Annotated in this window: 14 protein-coding genes; 5 read left to right on the top strand and 9 right to left on the bottom strand. The window is 68.2% G+C overall.

From position 1 onward, the window contains the following. Window positions 1-88: 88 nt before the first annotated feature. Entirely contained in the window at window positions 89-418 is a 330-nt protein-coding gene (locus tag ACW7G3_RS00380; RefSeq protein WP_456980589.1) for a hypothetical protein, read from the bottom strand. A gap of 151 nt (window positions 419-569) precedes the next feature. Between ACW7G3_RS00380 and ACW7G3_RS00375 the strand changes: the two genes are divergently transcribed. The 3 genes from ACW7G3_RS00375 to ACW7G3_RS00365 all read left to right on the top strand — a co-directional run bounded on the left by ACW7G3_RS00375 (window position 570) and on the right by ACW7G3_RS00365 (window position 4,057). Further along, the gene (locus ACW7G3_RS00375; RefSeq protein WP_456980588.1) at window positions 570-1,856 is read left to right on the top strand and encodes an alkaline phosphatase family protein; all 1,287 of its coding nucleotides are present in this window, start codon (window positions 570-572) and stop codon (window positions 1,854-1,856) included. Between the two features lie 113 nt (window positions 1,857-1,969). Continuing rightward, complete coding sequence (locus tag ACW7G3_RS00370; RefSeq protein WP_456980587.1) at window positions 1,970-3,508, top strand: AlkA N-terminal domain-containing protein; 1,539 nt, start codon at window positions 1,970-1,972, stop codon at window positions 3,506-3,508. 33 nt (window positions 3,509-3,541) lie between these two features. Next, window positions 3,542-4,057, top strand: coding sequence for a methylated-DNA--[protein]-cysteine S-methyltransferase (locus tag ACW7G3_RS00365; RefSeq protein WP_456980586.1), 516 nt, complete (start codon window positions 3,542-3,544; stop codon window positions 4,055-4,057). On the opposite strand, the gene ubiM is transcribed toward ACW7G3_RS00365, so the two are convergent. From ubiM to ACW7G3_RS00340, 5 genes are all read right to left on the bottom strand, one after another. Next, the gene (ubiM, locus tag ACW7G3_RS00360) at window positions 4,044-5,213 is read right to left on the bottom strand and encodes a 5-demethoxyubiquinol-8 5-hydroxylase UbiM (RefSeq protein ID WP_456980585.1); all 1,170 of its coding nucleotides are present in this window, start codon (window positions 5,211-5,213) and stop codon (window positions 4,044-4,046) included. The two genes, ACW7G3_RS00365 and ubiM, sit on opposite strands and share 14 nt — an antisense overlap. A 147-nt stretch (window positions 5,214-5,360) precedes the next feature. Further along, a complete protein-coding gene (locus tag ACW7G3_RS00355; RefSeq protein WP_456980584.1) occupies window positions 5,361-6,779 on the bottom strand; it encodes a serine hydrolase in 1,419 nt (472 codons plus the stop codon). Next, window positions 6,776-7,366, bottom strand: a complete 591-nt coding sequence (locus tag ACW7G3_RS00350) for a hypothetical protein (protein ID WP_456980583.1) — start codon at window positions 7,364-7,366, stop codon at window positions 6,776-6,778. Before ACW7G3_RS00350 ends, ACW7G3_RS00355 begins: the two co-directional genes overlap by 4 nt. A 2-nt stretch (window positions 7,367-7,368) precedes the next feature. After that, window positions 7,369-7,836, bottom strand: a complete 468-nt coding sequence (locus tag ACW7G3_RS00345; RefSeq protein ID WP_456980582.1) for an RNA polymerase sigma factor — start codon at window positions 7,834-7,836, stop codon at window positions 7,369-7,371. A 160-nt stretch (window positions 7,837-7,996) separates the two neighbouring features. Further along, entirely contained in the window at window positions 7,997-9,223 is a 1,227-nt protein-coding gene (locus tag ACW7G3_RS00340) for a formimidoylglutamate deiminase (RefSeq protein ID WP_456980581.1), read from the bottom strand. Window positions 9,224-9,306: 83 nt separating this feature from the next. On the opposite strand from ACW7G3_RS00340, the gene hutI reads away from it, so the two are divergent. Both hutI and ACW7G3_RS00330 read left to right on the top strand, forming a co-directional pair. Further along, a complete protein-coding gene (hutI, locus tag ACW7G3_RS00335; protein ID WP_456980580.1) occupies window positions 9,307-10,539 on the top strand; it encodes an imidazolonepropionase in 1,233 nt (410 codons plus the stop codon). A 193-nt stretch (window positions 10,540-10,732) separates the two neighbouring features. Continuing rightward, window positions 10,733-11,938 carry a dipeptidase gene (locus ACW7G3_RS00330; protein ID WP_456980579.1) on the top strand — a complete coding sequence of 402 codons (1,206 nt, stop codon included), beginning with the start codon at window positions 10,733-10,735 and terminating at the stop codon, window positions 11,936-11,938. Window positions 11,939-12,005: 67 nt separating this feature from the next. On the opposite strand, the gene ACW7G3_RS00325 is transcribed toward ACW7G3_RS00330, so the two are convergent. The 3 genes from ACW7G3_RS00325 to ACW7G3_RS00315 all read right to left on the bottom strand — a co-directional run bounded on the left by ACW7G3_RS00325 (window position 12,006) and on the right by ACW7G3_RS00315 (window position 13,541). Then, window positions 12,006-12,728, bottom strand: a complete 723-nt coding sequence (locus ACW7G3_RS00325; protein ID WP_456980578.1) for a hypothetical protein — start codon at window positions 12,726-12,728, stop codon at window positions 12,006-12,008. Between the two features lie 154 nt (window positions 12,729-12,882). Continuing rightward, window positions 12,883-13,062 carry a 30S ribosomal protein THX gene (locus ACW7G3_RS00320; protein WP_456976498.1) on the bottom strand — a complete coding sequence of 60 codons (180 nt, stop codon included), beginning with the start codon at window positions 13,060-13,062 and terminating at the stop codon, window positions 12,883-12,885. An 86-nt stretch (window positions 13,063-13,148) separates the two neighbouring features. Then, window positions 13,149-13,541, bottom strand: a complete 393-nt coding sequence (locus ACW7G3_RS00315; protein WP_456976496.1) for a MerC domain-containing protein — start codon at window positions 13,539-13,541, stop codon at window positions 13,149-13,151. Window positions 13,542-13,550: the final 9 nt, after the last annotated feature.

The raw sequence follows: 13,550 nt of genomic DNA, 5'->3' as shown, positions 1-13,550 counted from the left end.
CGCGCTGGCGGGCGCGGCGATTATCGCACCGCGCAAACGCAAGCGCCCGGCAGTGCCGGGCGCCGGAGCAACTGTGGACGGTGGGCAATCAGCGAATGGCCGGGTCCAGGCGTCGCAGCGCATCCATCAGATCCGTGGAGCCGGTTCTTTCAATGTCTTCGCGCGTATAGACACGACCGCCAGAGGCGACGCATTCCTTGCGCTCGGCCTGCGAACGCGCATTGCGGTTGGCGATGATGCGCGAACCGGTCTGCTGGATACAGAAGCGGTCGGAGGTCCGGTTACGCTCCGTCCGGTCATCCCTGGACTCTTCGCGGCCCTGCTCCTCGGGCTCAATCTCCTGCGCCAGGGCGCCGGTTCCAGCTCCGGCCAGCGCAAGAAACGCCGACGCAGCAATCGTTGTCAGCAGCTTGTTCATTGGATACCTCGCATGCCGTCACGGTGGGGAATGGGCAGGATACGCCCGCGCTCCGGGGGCCAGCGTGGAAGGCAGTGCGTCGCAGGCTTCGACATTCATGAGGGCGTCATCCAGGCGCCGCAGTCATATTTGCCGCTTATCATCTCCCACCATGAACAGACTCCTTCCCCACCGCTTAGTCGCGCTGTTGGCGGCGCTGCTGCTGGCCGCCTGCGCGTCCGCCCCCTCTCCGGCGGCCCCTGGCCCCGCGCAAACCAGCCCCTACACCCTGCTGCTGATCTCGCTGGACGGCGTGCATCCCGATGCGCTGACCCGAGGCGACACTCCCCACCTGTCCCGCCTGGCCGAGACCGGCGTGCAGGCGGAGTGGATGACGCCCTCGTACCCCACCCTCACCTTCCCCAATCACTACACCCTGGTGACCGGCCTGCGGCCCGACCGCCACGGCATCGTGCACAACTCCATGTCCAGTCCGGAACTGGGCCGCTTCATGCTCAGCAACCGCGAGGCCGTGGGAGATGCCCGCTGGTGGAACGACGGTGAGCCGCTGTGGGTCACCGCCGAGAATGCCGGCCTGGTGACCGCCACCATGTTCTGGCCCGGCAGCGAAGCCGCGGTCCGCGGCGTGCGCCCCACCCACTGGAACCTGTTTGATGCGGAGCTGTCCAAGGCTGATCGCGTGGGTACGGTGCTGGAGTGGTTGAGCGCGCCGGCAGACAGCCGCCCGCGCCTGGCCACGCTGTACTTCGAGCATCCCGACAGCGCCGCGCACGCCAATGGTCCTGCCTCCGACGAGATGCGCGAAGCCATGCGCGCGGTGGACGCGCAGATCGGCAGGCTGGTGGAAGGCATCCGCGCCGCCGGGCTGGAGGACAGCGTGGACCTGGTGATCGTCTCCGACCACGGCATGGCCGAAGTGCCGGAAGGCAACGTGGTGGCCTTCGAGGACATGGTGGATCCGGAGCACGTGGAACCGGTCAGCTTCGGCCAGGTGGTCGGCTTCCAGCCCAACCCCGGCCGTGAGACTGCGGCCGCTTCGGCCCTGCTTGGCACACACGAACATTACGACTGCTGGCGCAAGGAAGAGCTGCCATCGCACTGGCACTACGGCAGCCACAGCCGCATCCCCGCCATCATCTGCCAGATGCACGAAGGCTGGGACGCCCTGCCCGCCCGGTTCATCGAGCGGCGTCCTGCCGGCATCCGCGGCTCGCACGGCTATGACCCCACGCTGCCTTCGATGCGCGCGATCTTCATCGCCAACGGTCCTTCTTTCGCCAGCGGCAAGCGTATTCCCGCGATCGACAACGTGGATGTCTACCCGCTGCTTGCCCGCCTGATCGGGGTGCAGCCGAGGGACCATGACGGCGATCCCGCGGCCTTGCTGCCGGCCCTGCGCCAAGCTGAGCCATCGGCGGCCGCCCCGGTCACACGATAGGAGCCACCCGCTTTCCACGCCTCCCGGGCCGGAAATCCCGTGTCCCTCGGGGCCGCATCATTGATGTCCGAAAGCGGCCAGTTCGCGTAGCGGGCGGGTGCTAGTCTGCCTCCATGGCGACTCCATCCGCCCTTCCCCCGACCCAGGTGTGCGAACGCGCCCGCCTCAGCCGCGATGCGCGTTTCGACGGCCTGTTCTTCACCGCAGTCGGCAGCACCGGCATCTACTGTCGGCCGGTGTGCCCGGCGCCGGTGCCCAAAGCAACCAACGTGACCTACTACCCGAGCGCGGCCGCGGCCGAGGCGGCGGGATTCCGGCCATGCCTGCGCTGCCGTCCGGAGCTGTCTCCGGGCCAAGGCAGCTGGCGTCGCGGAGACGAGGTGGTCGCCCGGGCGCTGAAGCTGATCGACCAGGGACTGCTTGCAGAGCAGCCGGTGGCAACGCTGGCCGAGCGTGTGCACGTAGGCGAGCGGCAGCTGCGGCGCCTGTTCGTGCAGCGACTGGGCGCACCGCCGACCGGCGTGCATGCCACGCGCAGGCTGCTGTTCGCCAAGCAGCTGCTGACCGAAACCGCGTTGCCGGTGACCGAGGTTGCCCTCGCAGCCGGGTTCGGCAGCCTGCGCCGCTTCAACGACACCTTCCGCGCGGCGTACGGCATGGCGCCGCGGGCTCTGCGCAAACAAAACAAGGGCCTGGATGCTGGTGGCGATACGCTGACGCTGCATCTGGGCTACCGGCCGCCTTTCGATTTCGGAGCGGTGCTCGGATTCCTCCGCGCGCGGGCGCTGCCGGGGGTCGAAGTCGTCGATCGTGACGGTTACACACGCACATTCGGCCCGCCGGAAGCCCCCGGTTGGCTGCGGGTCGGCCCATGGACAGGCACGCGCCGCAGCCGGGAGCATGGATTGCGGCTGGAGCTCCACGACTGCCGGCCAGCCGCGCTGCTGGACACGGTGAACCACCTGCGGCGGATGTTCGATCTGGATGCCGATCCCGGTGCCATCGCCTCGGTGCTGGGGGCGGATTCAACGTTGGGGCCGCTACTCCGCGAACGCCCCGGACTGCGCATTCCCGGCGGCTGGGACGGGTTCGAGATCGCGGTGCGTGCAGTCATCGGCCAGCAGGTCAGCGTGGCCGCCGCACGTACCATGACCACGCGACTGGCGCAGCGCTTTGGCGCGCCGCTGCCGGCAACATTCGCCGCGCAGGGTTTGGAACGGCTGTTCCCCACGCCCGCTGTCCTGGCAGAGGCCGACCTGTCCGGAATCGGACTGACTGCCAGCCGCGCACGTACGCTGCGCGCGATGGCCCGGGCACTGATCGACGGCCAAGTGGACTTCCGGCCGGAGGCCACGCTGGACGATTTCGTTTCCCGCTGGACCGCGCTGCCCGGCATCGGGCCGTGGACCGCGCACTACATCGCGCTGCGTGCGCTTGGCCACCCCGATGCGTTTCCCGCTGAGGATCTGGTGCTGCAGAAGGCCATGGTGGGCGGCGTCACTCCACCGCGGTCTGGCAGCCTGGGCCCAGTGGCCAGTGCACAAGCCCTGCGCAGTCACGCGGAGGCTTGGCGTCCGTGGCGCGGATATGCCGCCATCCACCTGTGGGCCGGAGCAGCCGCGCAAAAAAGCGCGGAACGCCACGCCGCATGAGCCCAGGCCCGCGCGCCTGGGAGGAACTTGACCATGATCATCCACTACACCCGCATCGACAGCCCCATCGGCCCCCTGCTGCTGGCTGCTTCGGACGCCGGCATGCACACCATCGAATTCCGCGATGCCAGGCACCCCGTGAAACGGGACGCCAGCTGGCACGAAGGCGACCATCCGTTGCTGCAGCGCGCGCAACAGCAGCTGCGGGAATACTTTGCCGGAGCGCGGCGCAGTTTCGACCTGCCATTGGCACCACAGGGCACGCCGTTCCAGCGCAAGGTGTGGCAGACGCTGGAAACGATCGGCTACGGCGAAACCCTCAGTTACGGCCAGCTGGCCGCCCGCCTCGGCAGCCCATCGGCCTCGCGTGCGGTAGGCGCCGCCAACGGCCGCAATCCCCTGCCGATCGTGGTGCCCTGCCACCGGGTGATCGGCGCAAGCGGCGCGCTCACCGGCTTTGGCGGCGGCCTGCCCACCAAGCAGTTCCTGCTGGAACTCGAGGGCGTCCTGCCCCGCCAGCTGGGCGTAACCGCCCCTACGCCTGGGTGAGATGCGCTGCGATCGCGCGGCGGAACGGCGCCACCCGGTTGGCCACCCGCAAGGTGGCGCTGCGCAACAGCCGGGCAACCGGTCGCTGATCGTTGTACAGCCGCAGCACCGTGCGGGTGGCGGCGTAGATCGGGAGTGACGCTGCGTGGTGGCGACGCTGGTAGCGGGCCAGCACAGCATCGGAGCCGATATCCGTCCCGGCCCGGTGGGCAGCCAGCACCGCCTCTGCCAACCGCGCCTGGCCCTGCAGTCCCAGGTTGAAACCGTGCGCGGTCACCGGATGCATGCCCACCGCGGCATCGCCAATCAAGGCCGCACGCTTGGCAACGAAGCTGTCGGCATAGACCGACACCAGCGGGTACACGTGGCGGGTGCCGGTCATGGTGACTTCGCCCAGGCGGTCGCGCATGCGCCGCTGCAGGTCGTCCGCCAGCTCGGCATCGTCCATGGCCTGGACCGCGTCCATCTGCGCGGGGCTGAGGGTCAGTACGGCGGAAGACAGGTTTCCATTCAGCGGCAGCAGGGCCAGCGTGTGGCCGTAATCGAACCACTCCCAGGCCACGTGGTGGTGCGGCTGGGTATGCCTGAACCGGCACACCATCATCCGCACTCCGTGATCGCGTGACCGGGCGCCGACTCCCAACATCCGCCGCAGTTGGGAGAACCGGCTGTCGGCCGCTACCAGCAGGCGCGCGCGGATCATGCGGCCGTCCTCAAGGGTCACGGCAACGCCATTGTCGGCCTCGGCAACCGCCTGCACGCCGCAGCCGGCCACCAGTTCCACATCGTCCTGCGCGCTGACCGCCTGGTAGGCGATCCGCCGGATCACGTGGTTGGGCACGAGCCAGCCGAGCCGCTCGCTGCGGCCGTCGCTGGCGCTGATCCGCAGCGCGTGGGCGGAATCGCCATTGCTGATCCTGGCATCGCGCAGATCGGAGATATCAGCCGGGTCGAACGCCTGCCACAGCCCCAGCCCTTCCAGGATCCGGCGCGAAGCATGGGTGAGTGCGATTTCCCGGCCGTCGAAGGCAGGATCGGCAATCGCCTCCATCGGCTGTTTTTCCACAACCGCCACCGACAGCCCGCTGCCGCGCAGCGAACGGGCGAAACACAGCCCCGCCGGCCCCGCACCCACCACCACCACGTCGTACTTCATGCCTGCAAACTCCTGATCCGGATCCGGCCAGCGTGGCCTCCCAAGGCGGTCGGTGCCTTGATCCAGGTCATTTTCCCCGATCCGGCATCCAGATGCCCCCGTCGCCGGTCAACCATTCATCGAGGCGACCGGGATACCACAGCGACGCTACTGCTTTTGTCCGCTGAGCACGTGGGCGCCCTGATGCAGGTCCAGCTTCACAACCTCTCCCGATGCGTTCCGCGAAAACCGGATCTCGATGTCGTATGCCGCGGCCCCGAACACGTCCTCGTCGACCGCATCCAGCGGGAACTCGCCCTGCCCCGTCGCCTGTGCGTGGAGCACACCTTCATGCTCGCGCACCACCAGGTCAAAGCCCGGCATCAGCGCGTAGGTGCCGGCGTAGGCGCGCAGCTGCTCCGGAGAAAGCGAGGGCGCCACGGCCGGCCGCTCCACCGGGCGGCGCGGCTGGCTCAACGGAATGCTCTGGTCCAGCAGGTGGCCGGCCACATCGTTCACGCCGCCCATGGCGGCGAGCCCGGTGTCGGCCAGCACCACCACCGCCCGGTCGCGCTCAAGGTCGAAAGCCACCATCGAGGAGAACCCGCCGGTCCCACCATCATGCGCGTGGACCAGCCGCTCGCCGATGGGCATCAGCAGCCAGTTCATCGCCATGGCCTGGTCGGCCCCGGTTTCGATCGGTTGCTGGGCCAACCGGATCGCTTCGCCAAGCGACCCCTCCACGCCGCCGAGCTGGGCGCGGGCATAGCGCACCATGTCATCCAGCGTGGCGCGAACGCCGCCCACGCCGGCCAGCTCGGCGGTGAAATTCCACGGCGGCGTTTCCTGACCGTTTGGCGTGTGACCGGCGGCAACGCTCAGCCCATCCGGGCGGTGGGCGATGTGCGCGTGCTGCATGTCCAGCGGTGTAAACAGCTTCTCATCCAGCAGCTGTTCGACATCCATCCCCGCCTCGCGGGAGAGCGCGAGCGACAGCAGCATCGTGCCGAAATTGGAGTACTCGAACGTTTCGCCCGGCGCCTGCTGCAGGGTCACGTCCTGCAGCGAGGCCAGCAGGGCCTCGGGCTCGAAGCTGGCGTAGGGATCGCCCGGATTGGTGATCTGCAGGCGGGACGGGAGCCGCGGCAGCCCCGAGGTGTGGGTGACCACGTGCCGGAGCAGGATCGGCTGGCCCTCGTACTCGGGCACGACCGTGCCGTCAGGCAGGTGGTCGGCCAGCGGATCATCAAGCGAGGCCCCGCCGCTCAGCACCAGATCCGCCAACAGGATGCCGGCCATGGACTTGGTGACCGAACCGATCTCGAAGGCCACGTCAGGACCGATCCGCCCGGCATCGGCCGGGTCGGCGCAGCGCCATGCACGGGCAACGCGGTCGCCCTCGATCACCGCTGCGGCGATACAGGCGCCGCTGCTGTCTCCCAGCACGCGCCTGTCGAGGATGTCGCCCAGTGCTGCGTCGTCCATGGCACTCACGGCTCCGGAAACTGCGATCAGGGTACCGGCAAGCAGGCCGGCGAACAGGCGGCTGGAACGGAACATCGGCTTCTCCCAATGATTGTGATTCATGGCTCTCCCTCCTCGGATACTGCATCAATCTGGCGCTGCAGGCGTTCGGCGTGGGCGCGGAACTGCAGCCTCGCCGTGCGTCGGTTGACCCAGCCAATGGCGACATAGAGCACCAGCACCCCGGGCAGGTACACCAGCGCGAAGGTGGACAGGCCGCGCGTGGCCAGCGTCAGTCCCACCAGACCCACCAGCGGTGGGCCGAGGTACCACAGCCACACCTGTTCCAGCATGCGCGCCTGGGCCAACGCCGCGTCACGCTGGCGCGCCAGGTTTTCCATCAGCGGCAGGTGCGGTTCCGGCTCCGGCACCTGGCGCCGTGTGCGCCGCAGCCACAGCGGCATCAGCACCGCCCACGTCACCAGCAGCAGGGCGAATCCAGCTCCCACCCACTTCCCGCCCACGGCTAGGCCCACTGTCGTGAACGCAAACCACAGTGCCACCAGCACCGCCGCGGCCGTCTCGATCCGGTCGCGCCACTTCACCCGGCGGCGCAGCTTTTCATCCTGCCGGCGCAGCTTGTCGATGGAGACGTCGGGCACCGCCGGCGTGTTTTCGGTCCACTGCTGCTTGATCCTGTCCCAGTCCATATTCATTCCTCCACGAAGCGCTCAAAGGCCTGGCGCAGGCGCGTCATGCGCACCGCCACGGCGTTGGGGGTGAGTCCCAGCACTTCGGCCACCTGCTCACGCGGCATCCCTTCCAGATCCAGCAGCAGCAGGCTGCGCGGGACCGGATCGAGCGTGGCAAGGAAGGCGTCCAGCACGTCCATCGGATCAAGCGGATGACCGGTGTCGCCGCGCTCGGGCACCTGGTCCAGCGACACGTGTTCGCGCCGCGGCTTGCGTATGCGGCTGAGCGCGGTATTCGGCGCCACCCGGTACACCCAGGTGGAGCGCTGCGCGCGGCCGTCGAAGCTGTCAAAGCTGCGCCACAGCTGCAGGTGCATGTCCTGCAGCAGGTCGTGCCAGTCATCCGGGCCGGCGTAGCGCCGCGCCAGGCGCGCCAGCGCGGGCTGGTTGTCCTCCAGCATGGCGGTGAACGCCGCTTGGGTATCCATCGGGTGCATCAATTCCTTTTCGTGGGACTCATGAAGATTGGTCGCGGCGAGGGGCGGAAATTTTCATGGTCCTGGGAAAAGGTTTTATCGGGTGTGGAGAGGGAGGGCCCTTTTCTTCGCTTCGTGTCGCTGGTGGCGGAAGGGCCCCGCCGTGGCCGGATCAGGAAAGCTCGGCGATCGCCTTGCGATAGCGCGAGGCAATGGCGTCGCGATCACGATGCCGGCCGCCGCTGACCAGTGTGGTTCCGCCAATGCACACGGTCTCCACTAGGGGCCGGTTGCCGCTGAATACCCAGCGGTCCACCACGTCGCTTGCGGTTGCGCCCGCGAGTACGGGGGCTTCGGCGTTTAGTTCAATCCAGTCATCCAACGGTCCGAAGCCGGTCACGTGTGCAGCGCCCTCCAGCGCGCCGTGCAGCAGGGTTTCGCCCACGCTCTCCGAATGGCCGACCGCAATGTTGCGGCGCCGGGCGACCAGCCGCTGGCCGTACTCCAGCCAGCGCAGCTCCTCCACTGGCGAGACCGAGATGTGGGAGTCGGAACCGATCCCCCAGCGACCGCCGGCGTCGAGATAGGCACGCAGCGGGAACAGTCCGTCACCGAGGTTCGCTTCGGTGGTGGGACACAGCACCACGGTGGCGCCGCTGGCGGCGATGCGGCGGGTCTCGTCCGGCGTCAGGTGGGTGGCATGCACCAGCGCCCAGCGCGCGTCCACGTCGAAGTGGTCACAGAGCCATTCCACAGGGCGCGCACCGCGCAAGGCCACGCTGTCCTCCACCTCGGCAGTCTGTTCCGCGATGTGGATGTGCACCGGCATGTCCGGCGGCAGCGCCGCGAGCGTACGGCGCATGGCCTCTTCGGGCACCGCGCGCAGGCTGTGGAAACAGGCGCCGACCTTCAGCTGCGCACCCTCAAGCTCCTGCAGGCGGTCCAGCAGGCTCAGGTAGGCGTCCACATCGTGACCAAAGCGCGCCTGCCGTTCGGTCAGCGGCCGGCCATCGAATCCGCCGGTCATGTACAGCACCGGCAGCAGGGTCATGCGGATGCCGGCTTCCCGTGCCGCCTCCACCAGCGCCAGTGACATCTCCGCCGCATCGGCGTAAGGCCGGCCGTCGGGCTGGTGGTGCACGTACTGGAACTCGCACACGGATCCGTAGCCGGCTTCCAGCATCTCCACGTACAGCTGCGCGGCCACCGCGCGCATGGTGTCGGGCGTCATCCGCCCGGCGAAGCGGTACATGGTCTCGCGCCAGGTCCAGAACGAATCGGCCGGGTCGGTGCGGCGCTCAGCCATGCCGGCCATGGCGCGCTGGAACGCATGCGAATGCAGGTTGGGAATGGCGGGCAGGCGCCAGCCGGTGGCGGCTCGGGTCACGGGATTGTCCATGGCCGCATTGTGGCCCGGACGGTGGTCCTGCGCAGCCGCGCCTTGCACAGATCCCTACGTGGCGCTCCCGTAGAATCAGGCGCATGAGCGAATCCGAACGTACTCCCTGGGACGGACTGGTCCTCGGCGCCACGCTGGCCACGCTGGACGGTGACAGCGGCTATGGCCTGGTGGAAGATGGCGCGCTGGGCTGGCGCAATGGCGTGATCGTCCATGCCGGGCCGCGCACTGCACTGCCGGCCGACCCCAACACCCTGTCAGGCAACGTGATCGATCTTGGCGGTGGCCTGATCACCCCGGGGCTGGTTGATTGCCACACCCATCTGGTGTTTGCCGGCAACCGCGCCGGCGAGTTCGAGCAGCGCCTGCAGGGCGCCAGCTACGAGGAGATCGCTTGTGCCGGCGGCGGCATCGTGTCCTCGGTGCGCGCCGTGCGGGCGGCCAGCGAGGACCAGCTGCTGGCCGAATCGCTGCCGCGCGCGCAGGCGCTGGTGGCCGATGGCGTGACCACCCTGGAGATCAAGTCGGGCTACGGCCTGGATTTCGACAGCGAGCGGCGCATGCTGCGAACGGCCAGGCGCATCGGCACCGAGCTGGGCGTGGAAGTGCGCACCACCTATCTGGCCGCGCACGCCCTGCCCCCCGAATTCTCCGATCGCGCCGACGACTACATCAGTGCCGTCATCGACTGGCTGCCGCGCCTGCACGAAGAAAGCCTGGTGGATGCGGTGGATGCGTTCGCCGAAAGCATCGGTTTCAGCATTGAACAGACCCGGCGCGTCTTTGACGCCGCCCGGGCGCTTGGCCTGCCGGTGAAGCTGCACGCCGACCAGCTCAGCGATGGCGGCGGTGCCGGACTGGTGGCCGGGTTCGATGGCCTGTCGGCTGATCACGTGGAGTACACCTCGGCGGCCGGCGTGGAAGCAATGGCGCGGGCCGGCACCGTGGCCGTGCTGCTGCCCGGCGCCTTCCACGTGCTGCGCGAAACCCGGCTCCCGCCGCTGGATGAGTTCCGCGCCCATGGCGTGCCGATGGCGGTCGCCAGCGACTGCAACCCCGGCACCGCGCCCCTGCTCTCCCTGCGCCAGGGCATGCAGCTGGCCTGCACCCTGTTCCGGCTGACCCCGGAAGAGGCGCTGCGCGGGGCCACGGTCAATGCGGCGCGGGCGCTGGGCATGGATGACCGCGGCGTGCTGCGCCCGGGCATGCGCGCGGACTTCGTGCACTGGAACGTGGGCCAGCCGGCAGAGCTGTGCTATTGGCTGGGCGGTCAGCTCGCCGCTGGCGTGCACGCCCACGGACACCGGATCGCCTGACCGTCCGTTGTAGGAGCGCGCCATGCGCGCGAAGCCGCGTGAACTCCGGCGCCGGAACGGGGCTTCGGCCTCCACACCGTTACCGGAGCCACCCAACACACCAGACGTCACGCGGCTTCGCGCGCATGGCGCGCTCCTACGGGGATGACGTATCTTCCTGAGCGGTCAACCATTCCCATTTCCAGGAAACGATATGCCCTACCGCTCCCTGCTTGCCGCCGCGATCATCATGATTGCCGCTTCACCTGTCGCCGCGCAGGATGCGCCCGAAGCCGCACGCCGGCTCGCACAGGACGCGATCATTGTTGACACCCACATCGACGCGCCCGGGCTGCTGCTCAGCCGCTGGGCCGATCTGGGCGTGGACGCCCCGGATCGCGAGTTCGATTATCCGCGCGCACGCGCCGGCGGCCTGGACGTGGGCTTCATGGCGATCTACACCTCCCACGGGCGTGACGAGGCCGGCACCGCGCGCCAGCACGCCCACAACCAGATCGATGCGGTGGAGGCCCTGGCCGGCCGGCACCCGGACAAGTTCGCCATCCTCACTTCCCCCGGTGATGTGGACACGCTGCGCGAAGGTGGCCGCGTGCTGCTGGCCATGGGCATGGAGAACGCCGGGCCGCTGGGCGACGACGTCTCCCAGGTGGAGGCTTTCTTCGACCGCGGCGTGCGCTATATCGGCCTGACCCACAGCGGCAACAACCGCATTGGTGATTCGTCCTACACCCTCGAGCGCAAGTGGAACGGGCTGAGCCCGTTCGGCCGCGAAGTGGTGGCCGAGATGAACCGCCTGGGCATGATCGTTGACGTCTCGCACGTGTCCGACGAGACCGCCCGCGACGTGATCGAGGCCAGCACCGCCCCGGTGATCGCCAGCCACTCCGGCTTCCGCCACTTCACGCCCGGCTTCGAACGCAACCTGGATGACGAACTGGCCAAGGCGATCGCTGAAACCGGCGGGGTCATCCAGATCCCGTTCGGCACCATGTTCCTTGACGGGCAGGCAGCCGCCGATATTCAGGCCTACTTCGTTGCCGCCGACGAGTTCGAGCGCCGCAACGCCGAGCTGCGGGCCGCCGGCGACCCCACCGAAGACCGCAGCGCGTTCGAGCGCACCTGGGAAGAAGCCCACCCGGTGCCGGAGATCACCATCGATCCGGTGCTGGACCAGATCGACCACGGCGTGAAGCTGGTCGGAATCGACCACATCGGCCTGGGCTCGGACTTCGACGGCGTGGGTGGCGATCTGCCAGAAAACCTGCGCACCGTCGCCGACTTCCCGCACCTGGTTGCCGGCCTGCAGCAGCGCGGCTACAGCGACGACGACATCCGCAAGATCCTGGGCGGAAACATGCTGCGGGCCTGGACAGCGATCGAGGCCGCCGCCCGGCGCTGATCGCTGCAGGGTGTGGCCGAAATGCATCGGCGCCTGCAAGCAGGCGCCGATGCCGTGGTTGCCCGACCTACTGGGCTGAGCCGCCAGGTGCCAGGCGATGGACCACTTCGCCGGCATCATCGAGGAACTCGATCGAAGCCTCTCCCTCCGGCGCCACCTTCAGGACCATGCGCGGGTTGCCATCGGCATCGTTGAGCAGCAGGGTCGCGTCACCACCGCCGTTGCGGCCGACGAACAGGCGGTTGGCACCGTAGTAACTTTCCGCGTGCCGCTGGCGCATCAGCTCCTTGCGCTCATCGGCCGGCATCGCTTCAAGGCGCGTGCTTTCCTGCAGGTCGTCGACGATCGAGCGGTCCGGGCGATCCGACACCTGCATCCCGGCCAGCTGCCGGCCGCGACTGTCCAGACCCATGATCTGGACGATCTGGTCCTGTTCGTAACGGTCGAAGGTCAGGCTGCCTCCGGACGACACGTTGCCTTCCTCATCACGGGCGCCGGCAAAGATCAGTCCCCCGACCTCGCTGCCCTCGTCGTTGTAGAACAGCATGCCTGCCTGCGGCCGCGGGTGCGGATACTCCTCGCCGCGGATGATCGCCCCGGGAAAATGCGCTGAACTGGACAGCACATAGCGCAGGGTTCCATCGGGCTCGCGCAGGTTGAGCCGCTGCACGTCGATCTCCTGGAACGACGCCTTGCCCGTAGAGGCGGCCCCGGTCAGCACCACCGTGCACAGGACCGCGGTCAGCAGGCCGGAATAGATCACGAGAAAACGGTTTCCATTGATTTTCACGTCTTTGCTCCCTTTTGGTTGCCATCGCAGATTCCGCCAGCGGTGGGAGCCGTGCAATAGGGCAGAGGTCAGCGGGGAAAATGGCACCCTGGCGGGGCTCTGGAAACCAAAAAGCCCGCTGCGAAGCGGGCTTTTTCGATCGTCGCGGGGACGATTATTCCTTTACAACGGTCTTCTTCGACACGACCTTCTTGGTCGGCTTGACCACGCGCTTGCCCGCGGCGGACGCGGATTCGGCCACCGCTGCGGCCTGCTTGACGCGGTGCGGACGGGTGTTGCCGTAGCTGGAGTTGTAGCGCTTGCCCTTGAGGGTCTTGCGATCGCCCTTGCCCATTGAGTGCTCCTGAATATGCAGATGAGGCCAGCACGCCGGGTTTCCGGCGCGTAACCCGCAAATGCTAGCATGCGGCGGCCCCGCAATCAGCCTGGACGGGCGTGGGTGAGCCGCAGGTTCAGCAAATGTGCCGCCGCCAGCAGCAGCCCCCCGGTCACCATGATTCCCACGTGGGCCGGGCCATGGTCATGCAGCCAGGTGAACGAGCCCACCCACACCAGCGCCAGCCCCGGCACCAGCAGGGCCCAGGCCCGGAAGGCGCGGTGGCGGCGGTAGCCCATCGTCATCGTGGTCAGCCCAAGCGCGGTGGCGAACACCACGAAGGCCTGGTCGAAGTCGATCCAGCCGCCCACGTTCAGCCCCAGCGCCGGCAGTACCGCAAGTGCCAGCGGCAGCAGCGCGCAGTGTATGGCGCACAGGAACGACGCCGCGAGCCCAACGCGATCGGCCTTGCGCAAATTGGAGTCGGTGACGCCCATGACTTTCGG

This window comes from Luteimonas sp. A478, from assembly GCF_054052025.1.
The sequence above is the reverse complement of the archived record's forward strand: the minus strand, read 5'-3'. Positions and strand labels throughout refer to the sequence as shown.

Coding starts and splice junctions, on each gene's coding strand:
- hutI (WP_456980580.1), top strand. CDS start 9,307: ATGAGCGAATCCGAACGTACTCCCTGGGACGGACTGGTCCTCGGCGCC.
- ACW7G3_RS00345 (WP_456980582.1), bottom strand. CDS start 7,836: ATGGATACCCAAGCGGCGTTCACCGCCATGCTGGAGGACAACCAGCCC.
- ACW7G3_RS00315 (WP_456976496.1), bottom strand. CDS start 13,541: ATGGGCGTCACCGACTCCAATTTGCGCAAGGCCGATCGCGTTGGGCTC.
- ACW7G3_RS00350 (WP_456980583.1), bottom strand. CDS start 7,366: ATGGACTGGGACAGGATCAAGCAGCAGTGGACCGAAAACACGCCGGCG.
- ACW7G3_RS00355 (WP_456980584.1), bottom strand. CDS start 6,779: ATGAATCACAATCATTGGGAGAAGCCGATGTTCCGTTCCAGCCGCCTG.
- ACW7G3_RS00370 (WP_456980587.1), top strand. CDS start 1,970: ATGGCGACTCCATCCGCCCTTCCCCCGACCCAGGTGTGCGAACGCGCC.
- ACW7G3_RS00320 (WP_456976498.1), bottom strand. CDS start 13,062: ATGGGCAAGGGCGATCGCAAGACCCTCAAGGGCAAGCGCTACAACTCC.
- ubiM (WP_456980585.1), bottom strand. CDS start 5,213: ATGAAGTACGACGTGGTGGTGGTGGGTGCGGGGCCGGCGGGGCTGTGT.
- ACW7G3_RS00340 (WP_456980581.1), bottom strand. CDS start 9,223: ATGGACAATCCCGTGACCCGAGCCGCCACCGGCTGGCGCCTGCCCGCC.
- ACW7G3_RS00375 (WP_456980588.1), top strand. CDS start 570: ATGAACAGACTCCTTCCCCACCGCTTAGTCGCGCTGTTGGCGGCGCTG.
- ACW7G3_RS00380 (WP_456980589.1), bottom strand. CDS start 418: ATGAACAAGCTGCTGACAACGATTGCTGCGTCGGCGTTTCTTGCGCTG.
- ACW7G3_RS00365 (WP_456980586.1), top strand. CDS start 3,542: ATGATCATCCACTACACCCGCATCGACAGCCCCATCGGCCCCCTGCTG.
- ACW7G3_RS00330 (WP_456980579.1), top strand. CDS start 10,733: ATGCCCTACCGCTCCCTGCTTGCCGCCGCGATCATCATGATTGCCGCT.